Source organism: Candidatus Methylomirabilota bacterium, from assembly GCA_036001065.1.
Lineage (GTDB): Bacteria > Methylomirabilota > Methylomirabilia > Rokubacteriales > CSP1-6 > MNEF01.
In genome coordinates, this window is the sequence record DASYUQ010000126.1 from 74,352 (window position 1) to 97,450 (window position 23,099).

General features: G+C 69.2%; 23 protein-coding genes. 9 read left to right on the forward strand and 14 right to left on the reverse strand.

The window, feature by feature from the left end; translation table 11 throughout:
- Nucleotides 1–47 precede the first annotated feature (47 nt).
- Nucleotides 48–710, forward strand: coding sequence for a hypothetical protein (locus VGV13_12405; protein HEV8641894.1), 663 nt, complete (start codon nt 48–50; stop codon nt 708–710).
- A gap of 51 nt (nt 711–761) precedes the next feature.
- Here VGV13_12405 and VGV13_12410 read toward each other — a convergent pair whose 3' ends face one another.
- Genes VGV13_12410 through VGV13_12420 form a run of 3 tightly spaced genes read right to left on the reverse strand, consistent with a single transcriptional unit; the run spans nt 762 to nt 3,221 of the window.
- Nucleotides 762–1,442 (reverse strand): PDZ domain-containing protein, encoded by a 681-nt coding sequence (locus VGV13_12410; GenBank protein HEV8641895.1) that lies wholly within the window; start codon nt 1,440–1,442, stop codon nt 762–764.
- A gap of 1 nt (nt 1,443) precedes the next feature.
- Nucleotides 1,444–2,115, reverse strand: coding sequence for an LON peptidase substrate-binding domain-containing protein (locus tag VGV13_12415; protein HEV8641896.1), 672 nt, complete (start codon nt 2,113–2,115; stop codon nt 1,444–1,446).
- 23 nt (nt 2,116–2,138) lie between these two features.
- Nucleotides 2,139–3,221 (reverse strand): Mrp/NBP35 family ATP-binding protein, encoded by a 1,083-nt coding sequence (locus tag VGV13_12420; GenBank protein ID HEV8641897.1) that lies wholly within the window; start codon nt 3,219–3,221, stop codon nt 2,139–2,141.
- Nucleotides 3,222–3,522: 301 nt separating this feature from the next.
- Here VGV13_12420 and VGV13_12425 point away from each other — a divergent pair, with 301 nt between their 5' ends.
- From VGV13_12425 to VGV13_12440, 4 genes are read left to right on the forward strand one after another with little or no spacing between them, the layout of a single operon-like run.
- Nucleotides 3,523–4,008 (forward strand): flavin reductase family protein, encoded by a 486-nt coding sequence (locus tag VGV13_12425; GenBank protein HEV8641898.1) that lies wholly within the window; start codon nt 3,523–3,525, stop codon nt 4,006–4,008.
- Nucleotides 4,005–5,081, forward strand: a complete 1,077-nt coding sequence (locus tag VGV13_12430; GenBank protein HEV8641899.1) for a DegT/DnrJ/EryC1/StrS family aminotransferase — start codon at nt 4,005–4,007, stop codon at nt 5,079–5,081. Before VGV13_12425 ends, VGV13_12430 begins: the two co-directional genes overlap by 4 nt.
- A 7-nt stretch (nt 5,082–5,088) precedes the next feature.
- Complete coding sequence (locus tag VGV13_12435; protein HEV8641900.1) at nt 5,089–6,198, forward strand: glycosyltransferase family 4 protein; 1,110 nt, start codon at nt 5,089–5,091, stop codon at nt 6,196–6,198.
- Complete coding sequence (locus tag VGV13_12440; GenBank protein HEV8641901.1) at nt 6,195–7,940, forward strand: ABC transporter ATP-binding protein; 1,746 nt, start codon at nt 6,195–6,197, stop codon at nt 7,938–7,940. The genes VGV13_12435 and VGV13_12440 overlap by 4 nt, the downstream gene beginning before the upstream one ends.
- A gap of 68 nt (nt 7,941–8,008) precedes the next feature.
- Here the strand turns inward: VGV13_12440 and VGV13_12445 are convergent, their stop codons facing one another.
- Together VGV13_12445 and VGV13_12450 are read right to left on the reverse strand one after the other, a co-directional pair.
- A complete protein-coding gene (locus VGV13_12445) occupies nt 8,009–8,515 on the reverse strand; it encodes a hypothetical protein (GenBank protein ID HEV8641902.1) in 507 nt (168 codons plus the stop codon).
- A 251-nt stretch (nt 8,516–8,766) separates the two neighbouring features.
- Nucleotides 8,767–10,494, reverse strand: a complete 1,728-nt coding sequence (locus VGV13_12450; protein HEV8641903.1) for an NAD+ synthase — start codon at nt 10,492–10,494, stop codon at nt 8,767–8,769.
- 80 nt (nt 10,495–10,574) lie between these two features.
- Between VGV13_12450 and VGV13_12455 the strand changes: the two genes are divergently transcribed.
- From VGV13_12455 to VGV13_12470, 4 genes are all read left to right on the forward strand, one after another.
- Nucleotides 10,575–12,101: an ABC transporter substrate-binding protein gene (locus VGV13_12455; GenBank protein HEV8641904.1), complete on the forward strand. Its 1,527-nt coding sequence runs from the start codon at nt 10,575–10,577 to the stop codon at nt 12,099–12,101.
- A 45-nt stretch (nt 12,102–12,146) separates the two neighbouring features.
- A complete protein-coding gene (locus tag VGV13_12460) occupies nt 12,147–13,061 on the forward strand; it encodes an ABC transporter permease (protein ID HEV8641905.1) in 915 nt (304 codons plus the stop codon).
- Between the two features lie 5 nt (nt 13,062–13,066).
- Nucleotides 13,067–13,975: an ABC transporter permease gene (locus VGV13_12465; protein HEV8641906.1), complete on the forward strand. Its 909-nt coding sequence runs from the start codon at nt 13,067–13,069 to the stop codon at nt 13,973–13,975.
- Nucleotides 13,976–14,129: 154 nt separating this feature from the next.
- Nucleotides 14,130–14,318 (forward strand): hypothetical protein, encoded by a 189-nt coding sequence (locus VGV13_12470; protein ID HEV8641907.1) that lies wholly within the window; start codon nt 14,130–14,132, stop codon nt 14,316–14,318.
- A gap of 150 nt (nt 14,319–14,468) precedes the next feature.
- Here the strand turns inward: VGV13_12470 and VGV13_12475 are convergent, their stop codons facing one another.
- The 9 genes from VGV13_12475 to VGV13_12515 form a co-directional block, all read right to left on the reverse strand.
- On the reverse strand, nt 14,469–15,557 hold the full coding sequence (locus tag VGV13_12475) for a TIGR00730 family Rossman fold protein (GenBank protein HEV8641908.1): 1,089 nt from the start codon (nt 15,555–15,557) through the stop codon (nt 14,469–14,471).
- A gap of 2 nt (nt 15,558–15,559) precedes the next feature.
- Nucleotides 15,560–16,456 (reverse strand): DMT family transporter, encoded by an 897-nt coding sequence (locus tag VGV13_12480; GenBank protein ID HEV8641909.1) that lies wholly within the window; start codon nt 16,454–16,456, stop codon nt 15,560–15,562.
- A 193-nt stretch (nt 16,457–16,649) separates the two neighbouring features.
- Nucleotides 16,650–17,063 carry a hypothetical protein gene (locus VGV13_12485; GenBank protein ID HEV8641910.1) on the reverse strand — a complete coding sequence of 138 codons (414 nt, stop codon included), beginning with the start codon at nt 17,061–17,063 and terminating at the stop codon, nt 16,650–16,652.
- 43 nt (nt 17,064–17,106) lie between these two features.
- Nucleotides 17,107–18,099: an inorganic phosphate transporter gene (locus tag VGV13_12490; GenBank protein ID HEV8641911.1), complete on the reverse strand. Its 993-nt coding sequence runs from the start codon at nt 18,097–18,099 to the stop codon at nt 17,107–17,109.
- Complete coding sequence (locus tag VGV13_12495; protein HEV8641912.1) at nt 18,099–18,716, reverse strand: DUF47 family protein; 618 nt, start codon at nt 18,714–18,716, stop codon at nt 18,099–18,101. Before VGV13_12495 ends, VGV13_12490 begins: the two co-directional genes overlap by 1 nt.
- 97 nt (nt 18,717–18,813) lie before the next feature.
- Nucleotides 18,814–19,398, reverse strand: coding sequence for an ANTAR domain-containing protein (locus VGV13_12500; GenBank protein ID HEV8641913.1), 585 nt, complete (start codon nt 19,396–19,398; stop codon nt 18,814–18,816).
- Nucleotides 19,399–19,668: 270 nt separating this feature from the next.
- Nucleotides 19,669–21,093, reverse strand: a complete 1,425-nt coding sequence (gene glnA, locus VGV13_12505; protein ID HEV8641914.1) for a type I glutamate--ammonia ligase — start codon at nt 21,091–21,093, stop codon at nt 19,669–19,671.
- A 127-nt stretch (nt 21,094–21,220) separates the two neighbouring features.
- Nucleotides 21,221–22,510, reverse strand: coding sequence for an ammonium transporter (locus tag VGV13_12510; GenBank protein ID HEV8641915.1), 1,290 nt, complete (start codon nt 22,508–22,510; stop codon nt 21,221–21,223).
- A gap of 244 nt (nt 22,511–22,754) precedes the next feature.
- Nucleotides 22,755–23,093 (reverse strand): P-II family nitrogen regulator, encoded by a 339-nt coding sequence (locus tag VGV13_12515; protein ID HEV8641916.1) that lies wholly within the window; start codon nt 23,091–23,093, stop codon nt 22,755–22,757.
- Nucleotides 23,094–23,099 lie beyond the last annotated feature (6 nt).

Sequence of the window (23,099 nt, forward strand, 5' to 3'; positions counted from 1 at the left end):
AATCGCGAGATGGGAATCGCTCGATGAACAGCCGATCCACGAGGATCGTGGCAGCCTGGCGCGGGGTGACGGCCGCCGTCCGTCGCCGGCCGGGCCTCTTCGTGGTCATCGCCACGGGGGTATTGGCGCTCGACGTGTTCCTCCCCCCGCTGGTCCTCTCGCTCGTCCGCAAACCCTGGACCTTCTTCATGTTCAACCCGTGGCTCAAGAAGCTTCCCGAGTACCTCGCCTCCGACGCCCCCACCGGACAGAAACTCGACTTTCTCTCCCGGGTGGCGCTGTTCTGGTTCACGGCCGACGGCCCCTTCGGCGTGCCCGAGTGGGGTTTTGCGGTCGACACGATGGACGTCGTGCGATTCCTCGGCATGTCGCTCCTGGTGGCCACCTACTTCGTCCTGTGGCTTTACCGACGCGAGCACGGGGTCCTGGCGGAGCGGCCCGGCCCGGCGACGCGCGCCGGCGGAGTGGCGGGCGCGGTGGTCGGCGTGCTCGGGCTCTCGACGGGGCCCTGCAGCGTCGTGGGATGCGGCGCCCCGGTCCTTCCCGTCATCGGCCTGGCGTTCGCCGGTCTCTCCAGCGGCACGTTGGCGCTGCTCTCGGCACTGTCGCGTGTGGCGATCTCGGTGGTGCTCGTCGCGCTCGCCGCGGGCGTGGTGTTTCTCGGCTGGCGCGTCGGGATGCTGCTGCCGCCGCAGGCGCGCGCCCGCTGATCGCGCCGACGGCCGGGGCGCCACCCTTGCCCTCACAGCGCCGGGCGAGCGTCAGGGAGCGGGAACGACCAGCTGCAGGCGCTCGCCTTCCCGGCGGACCGTCAGGCGCAACGGTTGATCCAGGACGACGTCGGCCAGGGCGTCGCGCGCGGTGTCCCGCGTCAGGACCGCGCGATCGCCGACCTGCAGGAGCACGTCGCCGATCTGGAGCCCCGCCCGTTCGGCCTGGCCGCCCCGGAGCACCGCGGCCACCGTGGGCGGGCCCGACGGCGGGCCGCCGACTCCCGGCTCTCCCCGGGGCTCGGCGTCGCGGAGGACGAAGCCGAACTCGGCGGCCACGCGGTCGCCGACGATGTCTCGCGGCATCATCACCAGGCGCACCGGCATCTGACGACGCCCCTCGCGGCGCAACACGGTCAGTCGCATGTCGGACTCGGTGGACGCGACGGCGATCAGGCGCTGGAGCAGCCGCGTCTCGGTGACGGGTCGGTCGTTGAACGCGACGACGACGTCGCCGTTCTGCAGTCCCGCCTTCGCCGCCGGCGTTCCCTCCAGCACCTCGACGACGAAGACGCCGAACCCCTCACGGATGCCGTGCCGCGCCGCGATCTCCTCCATCTCCTGCTCGGAAAGATCGCGGATCCTGACGCCGAGCCACGCCCACTGCCGCGCCTCCACCGCGGCGGCCAGGAGGACGATCAGCGCGAGGGCGAGCAGCAGGGGTCGACGCATCTCAGCCGGCACCCCCGCGCCCGCCGGGCAGCTCGTTGACGAGCGTCTCCAGCGCGGCCGACAGCCGCTCCAGCCGGCGCGCGACCGCCAGCGTCTCCAGCAGCTCCTGGCGCAGCCCGGGGTCGGGGACGAACGCCGCGGCGGCCCGGTCGGCGATGACCGCCGGCGGCTGGTCCGCCGCCAGCAGCGTGTCGAGCAGATCTCGCGGGCGCTCCAGCGCATCGAGCAGCCGCCCGCAGGCGGCGCGGACCCGTCCGACCAGGTCGGAGGCGTCCGCCGAGGGCGGCTCGTCGACGAGGCGCCGCGCGCTGACCAGCCGGTAGAGCGTGTCGCTGGGCCGCTCGCGCTCGATCCGCACGCGCCACTCACCCTTGACCAGGATGTTGTAGCGCCCGCTCGGCAGCCGCTCCCAGTTCACGATCTCTCCGGCCCCGGCGATGGCGGCCACCGCCGGCCGGCCGTCGTAGTGGCGCTCGTACCCGGGCAGCAGCCTTACCACGCAGAGCCGCCGATCACGGGCCAGCGCATCGGTCACCATGGCCCGGTACCGCGCCTCGAAGATGTGAAGCGGCATGAACGTATGCGGAAACAACGTGGCGTCGGGCAGCGGAAAGATCGGCAGGACCAGGCTCGCCGCGGGGCCGGCGGGTGGGGCCGACGGGAACGCCGACATCGGGAGGCCGAGCCGCTCCGGCCTCAGCCGATCTTGGGCAGCGACTTCAGCGGCGCCAGCTCCTCGAGGCGCCGGACGACCGCGGCGGCCAGATCGCGAAACGCGCCGGCCTGAGTGGAGTCCGGCCGCCGGAGCGCAATGGGGAGGCCCTCGTCTCCGCCGATTCGCGTCTCCGGATCGAGCGGCAGGCGCGCCAGCAGCGGCACCCCGTACTCGTCGCTCAGACGCTGGCCGCCGGTGTCGCCGAAGATGCTCGTGTGCTCGCCGCAGCGGGGGCAGGCGAAGGAGCTCATGTTCTCCACGACTCCCAGGATCGGCACGTTGAGCCGCTGGAACATGCCGATCGCCTTGCGCACGTCGAGCAACGCCACCTCCTGCGGCGTCGTCACCATCACCACCCCCGAGAGCGGAATGACCTGCGACAGCGAGAGCTGGGCGTCCCCGGTGCCAGGGGGCATGTCGAACACGAGGTAATCGAGCGCGCCCCACAGCACGTCCTTGAGCATCTGCTGGATGAAGGAGTGGATCATCGGCCCCCGCCAGACGAGGGGCTCGCGCTCCTGCACCAGCAGGCCGATCGACATCATCTTCAGCCCGTGCGCCTCGACGGGGATGATGCGATTCTCGAACATGCCCGGACGACCGCGCGACCCCAGCATGAGCGGGACGTCCGGCCCGTACACGTCGGCGTCGATGAGGCCCACGGCCGCCCCCCTCGCCCTCAGAGCGATGGCGAGATTGACGGCCACCGTGGATTTGCCGACACCACCCTTGCCCGACGAGACCGCGATGGTGTGCTTGACCTCGGGGATCAACTCGGGCGGCCGCCCTGGCGGCGCCGCCGGGGCCGGTCTCGTCGCCTGCGCGCCGCCGCCCATCTTCACGTGGACGCTGGCCACGCCCGGCACTTGCCCGACGGCCTTCGAGGCCTGGCTGTGCAGGGCCGCCTTCGCGGTGGGCGGCTGGGTAGTGAACGCGAGCGTGAACGATACCTCACCGTCCTGGACGCGGAGGTCCCTGACCAGCCCGAGGGCAACGATGTCCTTCTGGTCGGCGGGGTCTTTGACGCCGCGGAGCGCGTCGAGAACGGCCTGCTCACTCACCATACGCGCCACTATACCGCACCGGCCATCGCACGCAAATCGCGGGAAATGGGAAGGGATCTTCCCACTTTGGGCGCGCGCCGACCCACGGCGCCCGGGACTCCGGGGCGTGACGTCGCGATATTTCGAGCTTTCGAGGATGGAACAGAGTTTGCCTGGTCCTCACCACGGCCAGTCTTTCGGCGCCTGCCGAAGACGGTCATCGTAACGCCCTCCCCCCCGGCGAGGGCGGACCTGCCAGGGTCCGCCCTCGTTTATGCCCGCCAATCTTGCATTCCCGGGGTCGACCTGTTATGAAATTCCGGTGATCGGTCCCGACGATTTCCGCCGCGTGCTCGGCCATTTCGCCACCGGCGTCACCGTGGTCACCACCTGTGACGCGGACGCCCGTCCCACGGGGCTGACGGTGAGCTCCTTCGCCTCACTCTCGCTCGAACCGCCGCTCGTGCTCGTGTGCGTGGACCACAAGTCGCAGAGCTACCCGGCCCTCCGCGAGAGCGGCCGCTTCGCGGTCAACGTACTGGCGACGAATCAGGAGGCGCTGTCGCGGCGGTTCGCCTCGACGCGCCTGGACAAGTTCGACGGGGTGCTCCACCACCTGAGCCCGCTGGGGCTGCCCCTCATCGACGCGGCCCTGGCCCACATCGAGTGCGTCACGGTCTCCACCCACGTCGCGGGGGATCACACCATCTTCGTGGGGCGCGTCGAGCGCGCCGTGATCGGCACCGGCGACCCCCTCCTCTACTATCGCGGGCAGTACCAGCGGCTGCAGGGAGGCCCTCCGGCATGATTCCGCTTTCGCGTCCCCCCGTCGACGACGAGATCAAGCACGCCGTCCTGGCCGCCATCGATTCCCGCCAGTACGTCCTCGGTCCCCAGTGCCGCGCGCTCGAGATCGAGCTGGCCCGTCACGCCGGCACCACGCACGCGGTGCTCACCAGTTCGGGGACGGCGGCGCTCTGGATGAGCCTCCGGGCCCTGGACGTGAAGGCCGGTGACGAGATCCTGGCCCCGTCGCACTCGGCCTTCCCGACGATCGAGGCGATCTGCTTCGCCGGCGCCACCCCGGTGTTCGTGGAGGTCGACGACTGGTACGCGCTGGACCCGAAGGACGCGGCGGCGAAGATCACCTCCCGCACGGTGGGCATCGTCCCGGTGCACCTCTACGGCCAGCCGGTGGATCTGCCGGCCGTGCAGGACGTGGCGGCGCGGCACGGCCTGTGGATCCTGGAGGACTGTGCCCAGGCCCAGGGCGCGGCGTGGGACGGGCGACGGGTCGGCGGCTTCGGCCGCGCCGCCGCCTTTTCCTTCTACCCGTCGAAGAACCTGCCGGCGATGGGCGACGGCGGCGTGGTGCTGACGAACGACGACGAGACCGCGGCCCGCTGCCGGCGCCTGCGCGATCATGGGCGGCTCAACAAGGACGTTCATGTCGAGGTCGGGTTCAATCTCCGCTTCAGCGAGTTGCAAGCGGCGGCGCTGCGCGTGCTGCTGGGCCGGCTCGAGGCCATGAACGACCGCCGCCGCTCGCTGGCCGCGCGCTACGCCGAGGGACTGGCCGGGCTGCCGCTGGTCACGCCGGCCGAGCGCGAGCACGCCCGCCACGTCTACCACCTCTACGTCGTTCGCTCCGACCGGCGCGACAAGCTCGCCACGTTCCTCAAGGACCGGAGCATCCAGACCGGCGTCCACTATCCGGTGCCCACGCACCGCCAGCCCGCGGTCGCCCGCTTCCGCCCGCCCGCCCTCCCCCACACCGAGCGCCTGGTCCAGGAGATCCTCACGCTGCCGATGTCGTCGCAACACACCGATGAGGAGATCGACAGGGTGGTGGCGGCGGTGCGGGCGTTCTTCGCCGGCTGACGCGCGCGTGACCACGCTGCACATCCTCCAGCTCTACCCCAAGGCGGACTACTTCACGGGGGCCGCCATCCAGCTGCGCGAGCTGGCGCGGGGACTCAAGCAGCGCGGGCACGAGGTGATCGTGGCCACGCGCCCGAGCGAGACCTGGGCCACCCAGACGCGCGAAGCCGCCATCCCCTATTACCCGCTGCCGATGTCCTCGGAGGTGGACCTCCGCTCGGTGCGCCAGCTCGTGCGGATCCTCCGCCAGCACCGCGTCCAGGTGGTCCACGCCCAGAAGGGCAAGGCCCGGACGCTGGCCCTCCTGGCGGGGCTCTTCGTCCGCATCCCCGTGCTCGTCCTGAACCGCGGCGTGAGCTTCCCGCTCGACTCCTTCAACCGGCTCGGCTACACGACGAAGCGGGTGACGGCGATCGTCGCCGTCTGCCAGTCGATCAAGCGCGGGCTCGTCGCTGCGGGCGTACCGTCCGAGAAGATCCACGTGATCTACTCGGGCACGGACACCGACCGCTTCCGCCCCCAGGTGGACGGCAGCGGGATCCGGCGCGCGCTGGAGCTGGGGCCGGAGCACTTCCTCTTCACGCAGATCGGCGTCAGGAGTTGGAAGGGCAACGACGACGTGATCGACGCGATGGCGGAGGTGGCGGCCCGCGCCCCCCAGGCGCGACTGCTCATCGTGGGCGCACGACGCCCGGAGGCGCTGCTCGACCGCGCGCGGCAGCGCCGGCTGGAGGGGCGGGTCCACGCCTGGGGATATCGCGAGGACATCCCGCAGATCCTGGCCGCCAGCGACTGCTGCGTGGAGGTCCCCTATGCCGGCGTGGGCCTGGCCGGGAGCCTGCGCGAGGCGCTCGCCGTCGAGACGCCGGTGATCGGCACCGACATCGAGGGAATCCCGGAGCTCGTGAGCCACGAGCGGACGGGGCTCCTGGTGCCGCCGCGGAATCCGGACGCCCTGGCCGGGGCCATGGTGCGGATGATCGAGAACCCCGGGCTTCGGCGCGAGACGGCGCGGGCCGGACGGCGGCTGGTGGAGGCGAAGTTCTCGACGCGGGCCAAGCTCGACGCCACCGAGGCGCTCTACCGGAAGCTGGTCGCCGAACGGTGCCCGGCGTGAGGTCGGTGCTCGGCCCCTACCGCCGCCTCCGGCCGTACGTGCGACCCCACGTGCCGATGCTGGCGGTGGGCGGCCTGCTGGCGCTCGTGGTGGCCGCGATGGACGGCGCCATCGCGTGGCTGGTCAAGCCGGCCATGGACGAGATCTTCATCAAGCGCGACCTGTTGATGCTCAAGCTGGTACCGCTGGCGTTGGTGGGCGCGTACATCGTGAAGGGGATCGCCCGTTATCTACAATCGTATCTCATGGCGGCCGTGGGGGAGAAGGTCGTGGCCCGCCTGCGCCGCGACCTCTACACGCACATCCAGAGCATGCCGCTGGCCTTCTTCACGGGGCTCCACTCCGCCGACCTGATGTCGCGCATCCTCAACGACGTCCAGCGCCTGGCCCGCCTGTCATCGAGCATGCTGGTGATGGCCGTCCGCCAGGTGGCCACCGTCGTCGCGTTGCTGGTGGTGATGTTCGCCCGGGAGTGGCTGCTGACCCTGGCCGCCGTCATCGCGTTCCCCTTCATCGGCCTGGTCGTCCGGCTCATCGGCCGCCGGCTCTACCGGATCAACAAGCGCGCCCAGGAGCGGATCGCCGAGCTGGCCGTGCTCCTCCACGAAGCCTTCGCGGGCACCAAGATCGTCAAGGCCTTCGGCCGCGAGCGTCACGAGCAAGAGCGTTTCGACGGCCTGAACCGGCGCCTGCTGGATCTCTCGCTCAAGAACGTCCAGACCGACGAGCTGAGCGAGCCGCTGATGGAGATCGTCGGAGCCCTGGGCATCGTCGCCGCCCTGGTGTACGGCGGCTACCGCGTCATCGAGGGCCACATGACGCCCGGCACGTTCTTCTCCTTCACCGCCGCCGTCATCATGCTCTATGGCCCGGTCCGTCGGCTGTCCCGCGCCCTGAACTCCGTCCAGCAGACGACCTCCTCGGTGGAGCGGGTCTTCGAGATCATCGACCAGCCGCCGGCCATCACCGACAAGCCGAACGCCGTCACCCTCACCGGATTCGGACGCGAGATCGCCTTCGAGAACGTCGGCTTCCGCTACTCGGACTCCGACGACCTCGCGCTCAAGGAGATCTCGCTCACGGTCCGGAAGGGGGAGGTCCTGGCCCTGGTCGGCATGAGTGGCGCCGGCAAGTCGACGCTCATGGACCTGCTGCCGCGTTTCTACGACGTGACGACAGGGCGGATCGTCATCGACGGCCACGACCTGCGCGACGTCACCCAGGCCTCCCTTCGCGCCCAGATCGGGCTGGTGACCCAGGACATCTTTCTCTTCAGAGACACGATCCACTACAACATCGCCTACGGCCGGCCCGACGCGGCGGTCGAGGACGTGGTGCGGGCGGCGCGCCAGGCGCACGCCCACGACTTCATCGTGGCCTGCCCGGACGGCTACGACACCGTCGTCGGCGAGCGCGGCGTCCGCCTCTCCGGCGGTCAGCGCCAGCGCGTGGCGATCGCGCGCGCGTTCCTCAAGAACCCGCCGATCCTGATCCTCGACGAGGCGACGTCGGATCTCGATGCCGAGAGCGAGTTCATGGTGCAGCAGGCGCTGGCCGAGCTGATGCGGGGCCGCACGGTGCTCGTCATCGCCCACCGGCTGGCGACGGTGCGCAACGCGAACCGGATCGTCGTCATCCACGAGGGCCGGATCGCCGAGGTGGGGCGGCACGACGAGCTGCTGGCGCGCGATGGCGTGTACCGGCGCCTCTACGCGCTCCAGATGGAGGGTGTGCCGGGCTAGCTCTACCCGCGCCGGGACCGGGCCCCCTACCCTCGCTCAGCCCGTCCCCGGCGTCCGGGCGGCGACGGTTACTTGCGCGTGTAGTACGGCTTGGGCGAATAGGACAGAGGCTGGGCCAGGAGGATCCAGCTCACCGTCGCCCCGATCAGGATGCCGACCGTCACCTTCAGCACCAGGTAACAGTACGCCTGGACGATGGCGAATTGGTCAGGAGTCAGCCCGGGACGTATCCGGTGCCAGTCCGCCAGCGAGGGAAAGAGCGCGACGCCCATGACGGCGACCGTCGCTAGGTAGTGCGCGAGGCTGAACGGGCGGGCTAGCCGCGTGACGCTCTCGGCCGTGATGATCGCGGCCACCGCGCTGAGAAACAGCCCCAGCCCGGCCAGGCGGCGGAGCGAGGGATTGTCGAGGCCCACGAACAGGTCGAGCCCCTCGGCCGAGCCGACCACCCAGGCCAGCAGCGCCGGCAGCACGTCGTAGAACAGCACGTGCCCCCCGATGGCCACCGGCACCAGCAGCTTCCCCAGCCACGCCCAGCGGCCCCGGGCACTCGCATCGTCTGCGTCACTCTGCATGCCGGACTCCTTGGGTCCCTTAAAATTCGGGCCTGTCTCAATCCTACGCGGACGACGGCGTCGGCGCCTACCTCTTCCGAGCGGCCGCGCGATCGAATCCGGGGGGAGGTTTGGAATGGGGGCGAGGCCCCCCTCCAAGCCTAGTGCCGTTCCAACTTGTTGATACTAAATCTGTCCACGAACGACGTACACGGTGCCTTCCGAGGCGCGAATAGTTGGAACGGCACTAGGCGCGAATAGTTGGAACGGCACTAGCTCTGGCGGAAGCGGTTGACGATCGGCAGTCGCCAGTCGCGCCCGAAGGCTCGCGGGGTGATCTTGACCCCGATGGGCCCCTGGCGCCGCTTGTACTCGTTGCCGTCGACCATGCGGACGACCTTGCCCACCGTTTCCGCGTCGAAGCCCAGCGCGACGATGTCGGCGACCCGCCGGTCTTCCTCCACGTAGGCTTCGAGGATCGCGTCCAGCACGGGGTACGGCGGCAGCGTGTCCTGGTCCGTCTGGTCCGGGCGCAGCTCCGCCGACGGCGCCCGGGTGAAGACGCTCTCGGGGATCAGGTTGCGGCCGGCGCGCTCGTTGACGTGGCGGGCGACCTCGTAGACGAGCGTCTTCGGCACGTCCTTGATCACGGCGAAGCCGCCGGCCATGTCGCCGTAGAGCGTGGAGTAGCCCACGCCGATCTCGCTCTTGTTGCCGGTCGTGAGTACGAGCCAGCCGAACTTGTTCGAGAGGGCCATGAGCAGCGTCCCGCGGATGCGCGCCTGGATGTTCTCCTCGGCCGCGTCCTCCCGCAGCCCCTTGAAGGGCTTGGCCAGCGCCCGCTTGTAGGCCCGGAAGATGTCGCTGATCGGCAGGGTGAGGAACTCGATTCCGAGGTTTTTGGCCAGCCGGCGGGCGTCGCCCCGGGTGCCGGCGGAAGAGTACGGTGAGGGCATCGTCACGCCGGCGACGTTCTCCTTGCCGAGCGCCTCCACCGCGATGGCGGCGACCAGCGAGGAGTCGATCCCCCCGCTGAGCCCGATCACCACCCGCTTGAAGCCGTTCTTCCGCACGTAGTCGCGCGTACCCAGCACCAGCGCCTGGAAGATCTCGGCGACGGGCGCCAGCGTCGGCACCTCCCGCGGCGTCAGCGCCGGGAGCGTCGCGGGCGGGGCCAGGGGGGCCAGCGCCACCCGCGTGACCTGCCCCCCGGCCCGGAGCTTCTCCTTACGGCGGCGGGAATCGTGCAGGCGCGCGCGGAAGACGGCGTCGAGATCGAGATCGGCGACGACGAAATCCTCCTCGAACTGGCGGCCCCGCGCCACCACGTCTCCCCGCTCGTTCACGATGAGGCTGGCTCCGTCGAAGACCAGCTCGTCCTGGCCGCCCACGATATTCAGGAAGGCCATGCACACCAGGTCGTCCGCCGCGCGGGTGGCGACCATCTTCTCCCGGAAGTGGGCCTTGCCGGCGTGGTAGGGCGAGCCGTTGATGGTGACCACGAGCTCGGCGCCGGCCAGCGCCTGCGCCGTGGCCGGCCCTGCCGGATACCAGATGTCCTCGCAGATGTTCACGGCGAACGTGGTGTCGCCCAGGGTGAAGACGGGCGTCTCGGTGCCGGCCTGGAAATAGCGGTCCTCATCGAAGACGCCGTAGTTGGGCAGGTACTGTTTGTGATAGATCCCCGCCAGCTGCCCGTCGTGCAGGACGGCGGCAGCGTTGAAGACGTCGTCGCGCCGGTCGATGAAACCGACGACCACGGTGAGGCCGCGGCTGGCGCGCGTCACCTCGTCCAGCGACCGCAAGTTGGCTTCGATGAAGGCCGGCTTGAAGACCAGGTCTTCCGGCGGGTAGCCGGGGATGGCCAGCTCGGGGAAGGCCACCAGGGCGCAACCCAGCTGCCGGCTCCGCTCCACCCCCTCCAGGATCTTCCGGACGTTCCCCTCGAAATCCCCCACGGTGGGATTGATCTGGGCGAGCCCGATCCGGAACCGCCTCATGGCGCCATTGTACTCGCAGGGCTGGCAGGGGACCTACCGAACGTGGTATACGGTGCGGCACCCCCTAGGAGGAAACCGCCATGAAACGAGCCTTCGTGATGGTCCTGGCCCTGGCGATCCTCGCCACCGCCGCCGTTTCGGCCCCGGGCCAATCCAAGGACACGCTCACGGTCGCGCTGGTCTCCATCATCGACACCCTGGACCCCCACATGCACTTCGAGCGGGTCGGGATCCTGATCAACATCAACATGTTCGACTCGCTGCTGCACAAGAACGCCAAGCTCGAGTACGAGCCGTCGCTCGCCACCTCCTGGAAGGCGCTCAGCGACACGGTGTGGGAGGTCAAGCTGCGCAAGGGCGTCAAATTCCACAACGGCGACACCATGACCGCCGAGGACGTGAAGTACTCGTTCGATCGCGTGACCGAACCGGGCAAGGAAAAGAAGCGCTCGCCCCAGTACGGCAACATCCGGGCCATCAAGGAGGTCCGGATCGTCAATCCCGACACCATCCACATCGTGACCGACAAACCCTTCCCGCTCCTCCTGGAGCGGCTGGTCTTCTTCCCCATCGTGCCCAAGCAGCACATCGAGAAGGTCGGCGATCAGGCCTTCGGCGAGTCGGCCACGGTGGGCACCGGCCCCTGGAAGCTCCTCGAGTACAAGCGCGGCCACCACATCCGCCTGGAGGCCTTCGACCAGCACTGGCGCGGCAAGCCGGCCTTCAAGCACCTGACCATCCGGGGCATCCCCGAGGTGGCCACCCAGGTCGCGGAGCTGAAGACCGGCGGCGTCGACATCATTCGCAACGTCTCCGCCGATCTCGTGCCCGACCTCAAGGCCCACCCGCAGACGTCCATCAGCTCGGCGCCGATCCTCCGCACGCACTACGTCCACCTCGACATGCGGACGGAGCCGTTCAACCGGAAGCTCGTGCGCCAGGCGGCGAACTACGCGATCGACCGCGAGGCGATCGTGCAGAAGATGATGGCGGGGCTCGGCCGCGTGGTGCCGACCGTCGTCCACCCGGCGGTGTTCGGCTACGACGCCTCGGTGACCCCTTACGCGTACGATCCCAAGAAGGCCCAGGCGCTCCTGGCCCAGGCCGGATACCCGAACGGAGTCGACATCACGCTGCACAGCTCCTTCGTGGAGTTCCGTCCGGTCTTCGAGGCCATCACCCAGATGCTGACCGACGTGGGGATCCGGACCAACGCCAGGATGTGGGACCCGGGCCCGGCCTGGAACAAGTACTTCCAGGGAGAGGGCAAGGCGACCCATGGTTACTACGGGAGCTGGGGCTACTACTCGGTGTTCGACGCCGATGCCATTCTGCACCCGCTCTACCACACCGAGCCGGGTGGCTGGGTCGGCAAGTGGTATATCCGCGTCGAGGGGCTCGACCAGCTCGTCGATCAGGCCCGCTCGACCGTCGATCAGGCCGTGCGGAAGCGAACGTACTCGCAGATCCAGCGGCTGATCAAGGAGGAGGCGCCGAGCATCTTCCTCTTCCACCAGTTCGATACGCTCGGCGTGTCCAAGAGGGTCGAGTACCAGGCCCGCGGCGATGAGTGGCTGTGGCTGTTCGACGCCAGGCCGAAGCGGTAGAGAGGGCCCGCCAGCCGCCGCGGGCATGAGGGAGTTGGCAGCGCGGTGACGGCTCTGCTCGTGCGCCGGGTCATCCGCCTGCTGGTGGTGTGCCTCGGCGTCTCGCTCGTGACCTTCTCGATCCTGCACGCCAGCGGCGACCCGGTCTCGCTGGTGATGCCGGAGGCGCCCGAGGCCGACCGGGTGGTCCTCCGTCAGGCGCTGGGGCTCGACGATCCGCTGGCCATTCAATTCTTGAGATTCTTCGGCAACGTGGCGACCGGCAATTTCGGCAACTCCTTCTTTCACCGCACGCCGGCCCTGCCCCTGGTGCTCGAGCGCATGCCGGCGACCCTGACGCTCACCGTGCTGGCCATGGCCTTGGCCCTGGCGGTGGCTGTGCCCGTGGGGATCTACAGCGCCGTCCGCCGGAACTCCCTGGTCGACCACGTGGCCACCGTGGTGGTGTTCCTGGGTCAGTCGATGCCCGTGTTCTGGACCGGAATCATGCTGATCCTCCTCTTCGCCGTCCAGTGGCGGGTCCTGCCGGTCTCGGGCTGGGAGAGCTGGTCGGCGGTGGTGCTCCCGGCCATCACCCTGGGGACGTTCTCGGCGCCCCTCCTCCTGCGCATCGTCCGCTCCAGCATGCTGGAAGTCGTCCACCTCGACTACGTGCGGACGGCGCGAGCCAAAGGGGTCTCCGAGTGGGTGGTGATCCTCCGGCACGCGCTCAAGAACGCGGCGCTCCCGCTGGTGACGGTGGCTGGCCTGCAGTTCGGCCTGCTCCTCGGCGGCGCCGTCATCACCGAAAGTGTGTTCGCCGTGCCCGGCGTCGGCCGCCTGATCGTGAGCTCCATCCGCCAGCTCGATTTCCCCGTGGTGCAGGCCGCCGTCTTCTTCCTGGCCATGATCATTGTCGCCGTCAACTTCGTCGTCGACATGCTCTACATCTACCTGAACCCCCAGATCCGGGTCCGGTAGGCGCGATGGCCGTCGGCACCCTGCCCCAGGAAAGCCTCGGCCTGCCCGCAGCGGCGCCGCAAACGCGCGAGCGGTCGCGGGCCTGGCGCAAGCTGGCCCGCAATCCGATGGCGCTGGCCGGGGGCGTCATCCTCCTCGTCGTGGTCGGCGCCGCCCTGGCGGCGCCCTGGGTGGCTCCGCACGATCCGGCCAAGCAGAGCCTCATCCGTCGCTTCTCGCCGCCGGTGTGGGCGGCGGGCGGACATTCCGCCCACGTGCTCGGCACGGATCAGGTGGGGCGTGACATCCTCAGCCGGATCATCCACGGCGCACGCCTCTCGCTCCTGGTCGGCGTCTCGGCCGTGGTCGTGAGCCTAGTCCTGGGCGTGGCCCTCGGCCTGCTCAGCGGCTACGTCGGCGGCCGGGTCGACACCGTCATCATGACCGTCGTCGACGTCACGCTCTCGTTCCCCCAGCTCTTGCTGGCCCTGGCCTTCGTGGCCGCGCTGGGCCCCAGCCTGGTCACCATCATCGTGGTCCTCGGCCTGACCGGCTGGGAGCGCTACGCCCGCGTCGTGCGGGCCGAGGTGCTGGCCCTGCGGGAGAAGGACTTCATCGAGGCCGCGCGGGCCCTGGGGCTCGGCTCGACCCGCACGCTCGTGCGCCACGTGCTGCCCAACACCTTCTCGTCCATCACCGTGCTGTCGACGCTGCAGGTGGCTCAGGCCATCCTGCAGGAGGCCGCGCTGTCGTTCTTGGGCGTCGGCAGCGGCCGTACGTACCCGACGTGGGGCCAGATGATCGCGCTCGGCCGGGACTTCGTCACGGTGGCCTGGTGGCTGCCCACGTTTCCGGGCCTGGCCATATTGATGACCGTGCTCGCCATCAACCTGGTGGGCGACCGCCTGCGCGACGCCCTCGATCCGCGCGTTTGAGTCGGAGGGGGCCTGCACGGCCCCCTCCGAAGCCTCCCCCCAGGCAGGGTTGCGCGGGCGAAGCCCGCGCTCGAACGCGGCCCGTCAGCGCGCGTGACATCATCGCGCTCGCGCTCGAACCGTGTTCCTTCGCGCGTGCTATGATCCGACGGCGATGGGGGCGAAGGTTCCGTGGCTGCCGTCGGAGGTTCCGCCCGGCGCGAGGCCGGAGCGCTGTCCGCACTGCGGGCGCCCCGCCCTGATCCCCTGGACGCTCCGCCGCGACGATCGCACCAAGGTCGTCCTGCGCACCTGGATCTGCACCGAGTGCCAGACGATGGAGGAGCGCCCGGAGCCGGAGTGAGGCGGCGGGCTGCGGCGCCCTCCTCGACCACGCGCCTCGCGGCGGCTCCGCCCAGCGCTCCTCCATCGACCCGCGTGGACATACCCCAGCGGCGGGAACGGGTCTCCGAGGGCGCCACAGCCCCCCGCCTCACCCGGCCCGGCGGAGCGACTACTGGGGAGGCAAGAGGCCGGGGCTCGGTGGGCTCGGGGCGACGTCCCCGGGACCGCGCAGCCCGTTGATGAAGTCGATGAGCTGGCGCAGCCGCCCGTAGGACGTGCGGTTGAACGGCAGGCTCAGGCGCGGCAGATCGGGAAACTCGTTCAGCTCCTGCGGCACCGGTCCGGCCGTCTGGTCCACGGGCCCCTTCAGGATGTCCTCGAAGCGCCGCTGGAGCTCGCCCAGCTCGGCATCGGTCAGCGGGCGCTGGAGGCGGAACACCAGGTTGTCGCCCACGATCCGCGACGAGTGGAAGACGCGGTAGAAGCCGAGGATCTCCTCCACGGCATCCCCGACGGTGTCCACGATGCGGTAGAGGCCGGCGTCCTCGGCCTCGATCAGCCCCCGCTCCACCAGCGTGGCGCCGATCCAGCGGTTCCAGATCCACCAGTACGGCTTGGGCCCCGCCTCGACGAGCACCACGGGGACGATCGCCGACTTGCCCGTCTGAATGAGGGTGAGCAGCTCGAAGGTCTCGTCCATGGTGCCGAAGCCGCCCGGGAAGAGGGCGACGGCGCTCGCCTCCTTCACCAGGAACAGCTTCCGCGTGAAGAAATACTTGAAGCTGATCAGCTTCGGGTCGGAGGCGATCCACGGGTTGGCTTCCTGCTCGAAGGGCAGCCGGATGTTGAGGCCGAAGCTGCGCTCGGCGCCAGCGCCCTCCTGGGTGGCGCCCATGATGCCGGCGCCGGCGCCGGTGACCACCATCCAGCCCGCCTCCACCATCCGCCGGCCGAACTCCTTCGCCGCGGTGGCCGCCGGCTCCTCCCCCGGCGTGCGCGCCGAGCCGAAGACCGTCACCTTGCGGACGTCGCGGTAAGGCGCGAAGACCTTGTAGCCGTAGCGCAGCTCCTTGAGCGCGGCGTTGGTGATCTTGAGGTCACCGGACGAGGCGCCATCCTCGTGGAGCTTGAGCACGGTCGTCAGCATCTGCTGGAAGTAGCCGCGCCGGTCCGGCGGCACGCCGGCGGCATCGAGCAAGTTCGAAATCACTCGATTGGCGGCTTCGCTCTGCAGCTGATAGCGGCGGGGCTCAGGCACGTTTACGAGTATACCGCCCCGGCCACACCGGACCGCACAGTCAGAACGAGCCCGGCCACGACCAGCGCCCCGCCGCCGAGCGTGAACACGGTCAGCGGCTCACCCAGCAGCGTGACGCCCAGCAGCGCGCCCAGGACGGGCTGGACGTTGAGGAAGATCGCGGCGTGGGAGGCCGTCACGCGCTCGAGGGCCCAGTTCCAGACGAGGTAGCCGAGCGCCGTGATCACCACGGCGAGGTGGAGCGCGCCGAGCAGGGCCCCGGCCGTCCAGACCGGACGGCGCCCGCCCATCCACTCCACGAGCGCCAGCGGCACGAGCATCGGGATCCCCCAGAGGATCGAGCGCGCCGTCACGGGCAGCGCGGGATGTCGCGCCAGCACGGGCCGGCCGAGCAGCGAGTAGGCGGCGTAGGCGACGCCCGAGAGCACGAGCAAGAGGTCGCCGCGCCAGTGGGGCACGAGCCGCTCGGTGACGCCGGGGAGCCCGTTGACGACGACGAGGGCGGCGCCGGTGAGGGCGCAGGCGGCGCCGGCCCGTTCGCTCCGGGCCAGGCGCTCGCCGAGCAGCGCCGGCCCGAGCAGGAGCAGCGTGAGCGGCTCGACGGCGATGAGGAGCGCGGCGTTGGTCGCCGTCGAGCGGGCCAGGCCCCAGTGGGCGAAGGCGAACGCCCCCGCGAATCCCGCGACGCCCATCGCCGCCATCCGCCACTGATCGGCGCGGGTCACCGGCCCCGTCCACGGCGTCCGCCAGGCCAGGGGGACGAGGATCAGCGCGCCGACCAGCAGCCGGAGCAGCGCCAGCGTCGCCGGAGGCACCGCGTCGAGGACCACGCGGGTGGCGACGTACGAGGTCGCGTAGACGGCGTTCGCCAGCAGGAGGGCGAGGTCGGCGAACGCCATGCCCCGAGCATACGCCGCCCCGGCAGCGGGCGCTCAGCCCCGGGCGCGGCCCAGTGCCGAATGCGAGCGCCGATCTCGTCCCGAACTCGACGGAAACGCGCCGCGTCCTAGTGCCGTTCCAACTTGTTGATACTAAATCTGTCCACGAACGACGTACACGGTGCCTTCCTAGGCGCGAATAGTTGGAACGGCACTAGCCGATCCCGAGGGCCTGAGCGGCGCGCTTGAGGTCGCGGGGCTTGACCCAGAGGATCACGCCGTAGCGGCCGGCGCCGGCGCAGACGGCGTCGGTGGCGGTGACGTTGATCTTCGCCGCCGCCAGTCTCCCCAGCACGTCGGCGACCGCGCCGACGCGGTCGTCGCCCTGGACGAGGAACCCCTTCTTGGGGCCTTTCAGCCTCCACTTGCCGGCCGTGGCCGCGGCCCGGAAGGCGGCCGGATCGGCGGGGATGAAGTCCAGCTGCGAACGCTTGCCTTTCGGAAAGCCCGAGAAGGCCAGCAGGTTGACCCCGGCTCGCCGCAATTGGCTCAGCAGCCGCAAGGCCTCGCCGGGTTTGTCCGGAGCTTCGACGTAGAAGTAGTCGACCAGTTGGATCGTCTCGGCCATGGCCCCCTCCCCTGACGTTGGGTGTCGCCGGCGCGAGAGTGTACTACGCGCCGGCCAGACGCAGAAGGAGCCAGGAGGCCGCCGCGATCAGCGCCGAGGCGGGAATGGTGACGATCCAGGCCCACACGATGCGCCCCGCAACGCCCCAGCGCACCGCGGAAAAGCGCTGGAGCGAGCCGACGCCCATGATGGCCCCGGTGATCGTGTGGGTCGTGCTGACTGGAATGCCCGCCACCGCGGTGCCGATCAGCGTGATCGCGCCCGCCGTCTCGGCGCAGAATCCGCCGACCGGGCGGAGCTTGGTGATGCGCATGCCCATCGTCTTCACGATGCGCCAGCCGCCGGACAGTGTGCCGAGCCCCATCGCGGCATGCGCCGCCAGGACGACCCAGAAGGGCACGTAGAACTCGCCGCCGAGATAGCCGGACGAGAAGAGCAGCACCGAGATGATCCCCATCGTCTTCTGGGCGTCGTTGGTGCCGTGGCCGAGGCTGTAGGCGGCGGCCGAGAGGAGCTGCAGGCGCCGGAAGAGCCAGTCTACCCGGCCGGGGGTCGCGCGCCGGAAGACCCACACCGTCACCAGCATCAAGCCGAAGCCCGCCGTGAGACCGATCACGGGCGCCAGGATCATGAAGATGCCGATCTTGATCAGGCCGGCCGCGATCAGAGATCCGACCCCCGCCTTCACGACGGCCGCCCCGGCGAAACCGCCGATCAGCGCATGAGAGGAGCTGGTGGGCAGGCCGTAGTACCAGGTGATCAGGTCCCAGGCGATGGCGCCGAGCAGCCCGGCCAGGATCACCCAGTGGTCGACGATGTTGGCCTCGACCACGCCCTTCCCCACGGTCTTGGCGACATTCACGCCGAAGCCGAACGCCGCCACGAAGTTGAAGAAGGCCGCCCAGAAGACCGCCTGCAGCGGAGTGAGCACGCGGGTCGAGACCACGGTGGCGATGGAGTTGGCGGCGTCGTGAAAGCCGTTGATGAAGTCGAAGATCAGCGCGACGAGGGCGATGAGCGCGATGACGGTCAGCATCAAGCCATCTTCAGAATGATCCCCTCGATGACGTTGGCGACGTCCTCACAGCGATCGGTGATGATCTCCATCGTCTCGTAGATTTCCTTCCACTTGATGACCTCGATGGGGTCGCTGGATTCGTCGAAGAGGGCGGCCAGGCTGTCGCGCAGCAGGTTGTCGGCGCTGTTCTCGAGCCGGTTGACCTCGACGGCGTGCTCGTGGAAGGCGGGATCCATCGTGCGCAGGCAGCGGATCGCCCGGTCCATCGACTGCACGATGGTGACGATCACCTCCGCCATCGCCCGGCAGGCCGAGGTCGGCTCCTTGATCCGGTAGACGACCAGCCGCTCGGCCGCCGCCTCGATGTAGTCGAGCACGTCGTCGAGCCGCGTGGCCAGCGCGTGGATGTCCTCGCGGTCGATGGGGGTGATGAAGGTCGTGTTCAGGCGCTTGACCACCTCGTGGGTGATCTGGTCGCCCTGGTGCTCGACCTCCTTGATCGCGTAGGCCTTGGCCCGGGCGTCGGCGAAGTTGTGGACCAGCTCATGCAGGAGGCCGGCGGCCCGGATGATGTGCTGGGACTGCTGCTCGAAGAGGTCGAAGAAGCGGACTTCCCGCGGGATGAGGTTGAACATGACCGATCGCCGTCGAGTGTAACGGAAACGGCGCGCGGGCGCCACTCCGGAGACACGTCGCCGCCATTGGTACCGAGATCGAGGAGAGGGGCGCGGGCTATTCGGTGACCACGTCCTTGGCCAGCGACTCCGACACGAGCAGGGCGCGGGTGATCTCGACCATCGGCCGGCGGGTGTCCATCGCTGCGCGGCGCAGCCGGCGGAAGGCGTCGTCTTCCGAGAGCCCGTAGCGGGCCATCAGCGTGCCCTTGGCCCGCTCGATGATCTTCCGGTCCTCCAGCCGTCGCTCGAGCGCCCGCGCCTCCCGGAAGCGGGCGATCGCGAGATCGAGGGTAGGGGCCAGCTCCGCGGGGCGGAGCGGCTTGAGGAGATACGCCATGACGCCCGCGGTGCGCGCCCGCTCGACGAGATCGTCGCCGGAGCGGCTGGTGAAGAGAACCACCGGACAGCCCTCGGTGGCCGCCACCCGGGCCGGGACCTCGATGCCGTCCCCGTCGGAGAGACCGACGGCGAAGATCGCGACGTCCGGCCGCGCGCGCCGCAGCAGCGCCAGCGTGTCGGCGCCGCGCGCAGCCTCACCGGCGACCTCGCCTCCGGCCATCGAGATGGCCGCCCGCAGCTCGGCCCGCGAGCGTTCGTGGTCGTCCAGGATGGCGACCCGCCAGCGCGGAGTCCTCCTCACATCGGGTAGAGGCGGGCAAGTGGGATGCCAGGGGCCGCCAGTGAAAAATCGCGGCCTTAGGCGGGCTCCGGGGGTCGAGGGCTGCCCGCGCCGGCGGCAGAGCGATCGCGACTGCCGCTTCCCCGAGCAGCAGTTCCGAGAACGCTACGGCCCGGCGAGGAGTCACCGGGGCGGTCGGTTCGAGCGCGGGCTTTGCCCGCGCCATCGACGATCGAAGCCGGTGGGGGGTGTCGGGGGGAGCGGCGGTCGCTCCCCCCGACTTCGATTCGTCTAAATATCGAAGTAGAGCGCGAACTCCCAGGGATGCGGGCGCAGCCGGACGGGATCGACCTCGTTCTTGCGCTTGTAGTCGATCCAGGTCTCGATGGCGTCCGACGTGAAGACATCGCCCTTGAGCAGCCAGTCGTGCGACTTCTCGAGGTTGTCCAGCACGACGTCCAGCGAGCCCGGAAGCTGCTTGATCTTCTTCGCCTCCTCCGGCGGCAGCTCGTAGAGGTCCTTGTCCACCGGCTTGCCGGGATCGATCTTGTTGGCGACGCCGTCGAGCCCCGCCATCAGACACGCCGAGAATGACAGATACGGATTGCACGTGTTGTCGGGTGTGCGGAACTCGATGCGCTTGGCGCCCTCCGATCTCGAGTACACCGGGATGCGGACGCACGCCGAGCGGTTGCGCTGGCTGTAGACCAGGTTGATCGGGGCTTCGTACCCCGGCACCAACCTCTTGTAGGAGTTCGTCGACGGCGCGATGAGCGCAAGCAGCGCCGGCGCATGCTTGAGGATGCCGCCGATGTAGTAGAGGCAGGTTTTGGAGATATCGGCGTAGCCGCCCCGCTCGTAGAAGAGGTTCTTGCCGTTCTTCCAGATCGACTGATGCGTGTGCATGCCGGAACCGTTGTCCTGGAAGAGCGGCTTCGGCATGAAGGTGGCGGTCTTCCCCCACTTCCGCGCGGTGTTCTTGGCGCAGTACTTGTACCAGAGCACCTTGTCCGCCATCTTGGTCAGCGTGTCGTAGCGCATATCGACTTCGGTCTGGCCGGCGGTCGCCACTTCGTGGTGGTGCACCTCGATCCTGACGCCGACGCTCTCCAGCGCCAGGACCATGTCCGAGCGGATGTCCTGGAACTTGTCCATTGGCGGGACCGGGAAGTAGCCCTGCTTGTAGCGCGGCTTGTAGCCGAGGTTGGGCTGCTCGGGCGTGCCTTCCTTCCCCGAGTTCCAGAAGCCGGCTTCGGAGTCGATGAAGTAGTACCCCGAGTGGTAGTTCTGGTCGAACCGGATCGAGTCGAAGAAGAAGAACTCCAGCTCGGGGCCGATATAAATCGTGTCGCCGATGCCGCTCTTCTTGAGATACGCCTCCGCCTTCTGCGCAATGTACCGCGGGTCCCGCGTGTACCACTTCCCGGTTACCGGGTCTTTCACGTTGCAGATCAGAACGAGCGTGGGCACCGCCGTGAACGGATCCATCGCGGCCGTGTCAGGGTCCGGGATCAACAGCATGTCGGACTCGTCGATGGTCTGGAATCCGCGGATCGACGAGCCGTCGAAGCCCAAGCCCTCCTCGAAGATGTCCTCTTTCAACTCGGAGACCGGTATCGAAAAGTGCTGCCAGAGGCCGGGCAGGTCGATGAAGCGGAGATCGACAATCTTGGCGCCTTTCTCCTTGGCCAGCTTGAGGACATCCTTCGGCGTCATGAACTCCTTCTCCTCTCTAACTTTGCGGTCGGTCATCAATGCCGGACCCGGCGGGCCACCTCGTCCGCCGGGTCCAGATACCTTAGTGAACTAACGCCACAAAATCAAGGCGCCCTCCGTCCGGGCCTCAGTGCGCCACCCGCGCCTTGGCCTCGGCCGCCCGCACGGCCTCCGAGAGCGCGCTGCCGCCGCCGGCGAACTCGCCGTAGGTGCCGCCCCCCATCGTGTAGGCCGTCTCCGAGTGCTGCGAGAGGTCCAGCCCGGCCATTTCGTCCTCCGCGGTCACCCTGAGGCCGACGACCGCATCCACGACCTTGAGGATGATGGCCGTCATCACGATGGCCAGCGCGTAAGTCGCCAGCACCGCCACGATCTGCGTCCAGAGCTGGCCGGGATTGCCATAGAAGAGCCCGTCGCCGCCGGCCTCGTTGACCGCCTTGGAGGCCCACAGCCCGGTGGCGATGGCGCCCCAGGTGCCCCCCACCCCGTGGACCCCCACGACGTCGAGCGAGTCGTCATAGCCGAACTTCGCCTTGAGGTTACAGGCGGTGTAGCACAGCACCCCGGCCAGGGCCCCGATGATCACCGAGGGCAGCGGCGCCACGTAGCCCGATGCGGGGGTGATGGCGACCAGGCCGGCTACGGCCCCCGAGGCGGCGCCGAGCACGGTGGGCTTCCCGCGGCTGATCCACTCGGTGAACATCCAGCCCAGCGCGGCCGCGGCGGCCGCCGTGTTGGTGGCCGTGAAGGCGCTGGCGGCGAGCCCGCTGGCCTCCAGCGCGCTGCCGGCGTTGAAGCCGAACCAGCCCACCCACAGGAGGCCCGCGCCCATGACGGTCATGGGCAGGTTGTGGGGCTGCATCGGCTGGTGGCCGTAGCCGTGGCGCCGACCGACCATCAGCGCGCAGACGAGCGCCGAGATGCCGGAAGAGATGTGGACCACCGTACCGCCGGCGAAGTCCAGGGCCCCCAGCTTCTTGAGCCAGCCGCCGTCACCCCAGACCCAGTGGGCCAGCGGGTCGTAGACGAGCGTCGCCCACAGCAGGGTGAACAGGATGAAGGCCGAGAACTTCTTGCGCTCAGCGAAGGCCCCGGTGATCAGGGCCGGCGTGATGATGGCGAACATCATCTGGAAGAGCATGAAGACCTGGTGGGGGATCGTCTTGGAGTAGGCGTCGAACGGCTCCACGCCGACGCCGCGCAGGCCAATCCACTCCAACCCGCCGATGATGCCGCCCTTGTCGGGGCCGAAGGCCAGGCTGTAGCCCCACAGCACCCACTGGACCGAGATGAGCGCGGCAATGATGAAGCTGTGCATCAGCGTACCCAGCGCGTTCTTCTGGCGCACCATGCCCCCGTAGAAGAGCGCCAGGCCCGGCGCCGTCATCAGGAGCACGAGGGCCGTGGACGTCAGCATCCAGGCGGTGTCGCCCTTGTCGATCTTGGAAGCAGGCGGCGCGGGCGCAGCGGCCGGGGCGCCGGGCGCGGGCGCCGGCGCGGCCGGAGTGGCCGGGGTCTGGGCGAGAGCGGCTGTGGCGCAGGCTATGAGCACGAGCGCCATCGCTAGTGCTGGAATGAAGTGCTTCACGTTCTCTCTCCTTTTGCCAGTCGCAGCGCTTCGTCGCGCCGGACATGTTGGCGACCCGACCGCGAGGCCCGGCTCAGAGGGCGCTCTCGTCGCGCTCGCCGGTGCGAATACGGATCGCCGTCTCGACCGGGACGACGAAGATCTTCCCGTCGCCGATGTTGCCCGTCTTGGCGGCGCCGGCGATGACGTCGGCCACTTTGCCGACGAGATGGTCGGGCACGACCACCTCGACCTTAATCTTGGGCAGGAAGTCGACCGTGTACTCCCCGCCGCGATACAGCTCGGTGTGGCCCTTCTGCCGGCCGAAGCCCCTCACCTCCGACACCGTCATCCCGATCACGCCGATGCCGGTCAGGGCTTCCTTGACGTCGTCCAGCTTGAACGGCTTGATGACTGCTTCGATCTTTTTCATCGCTGG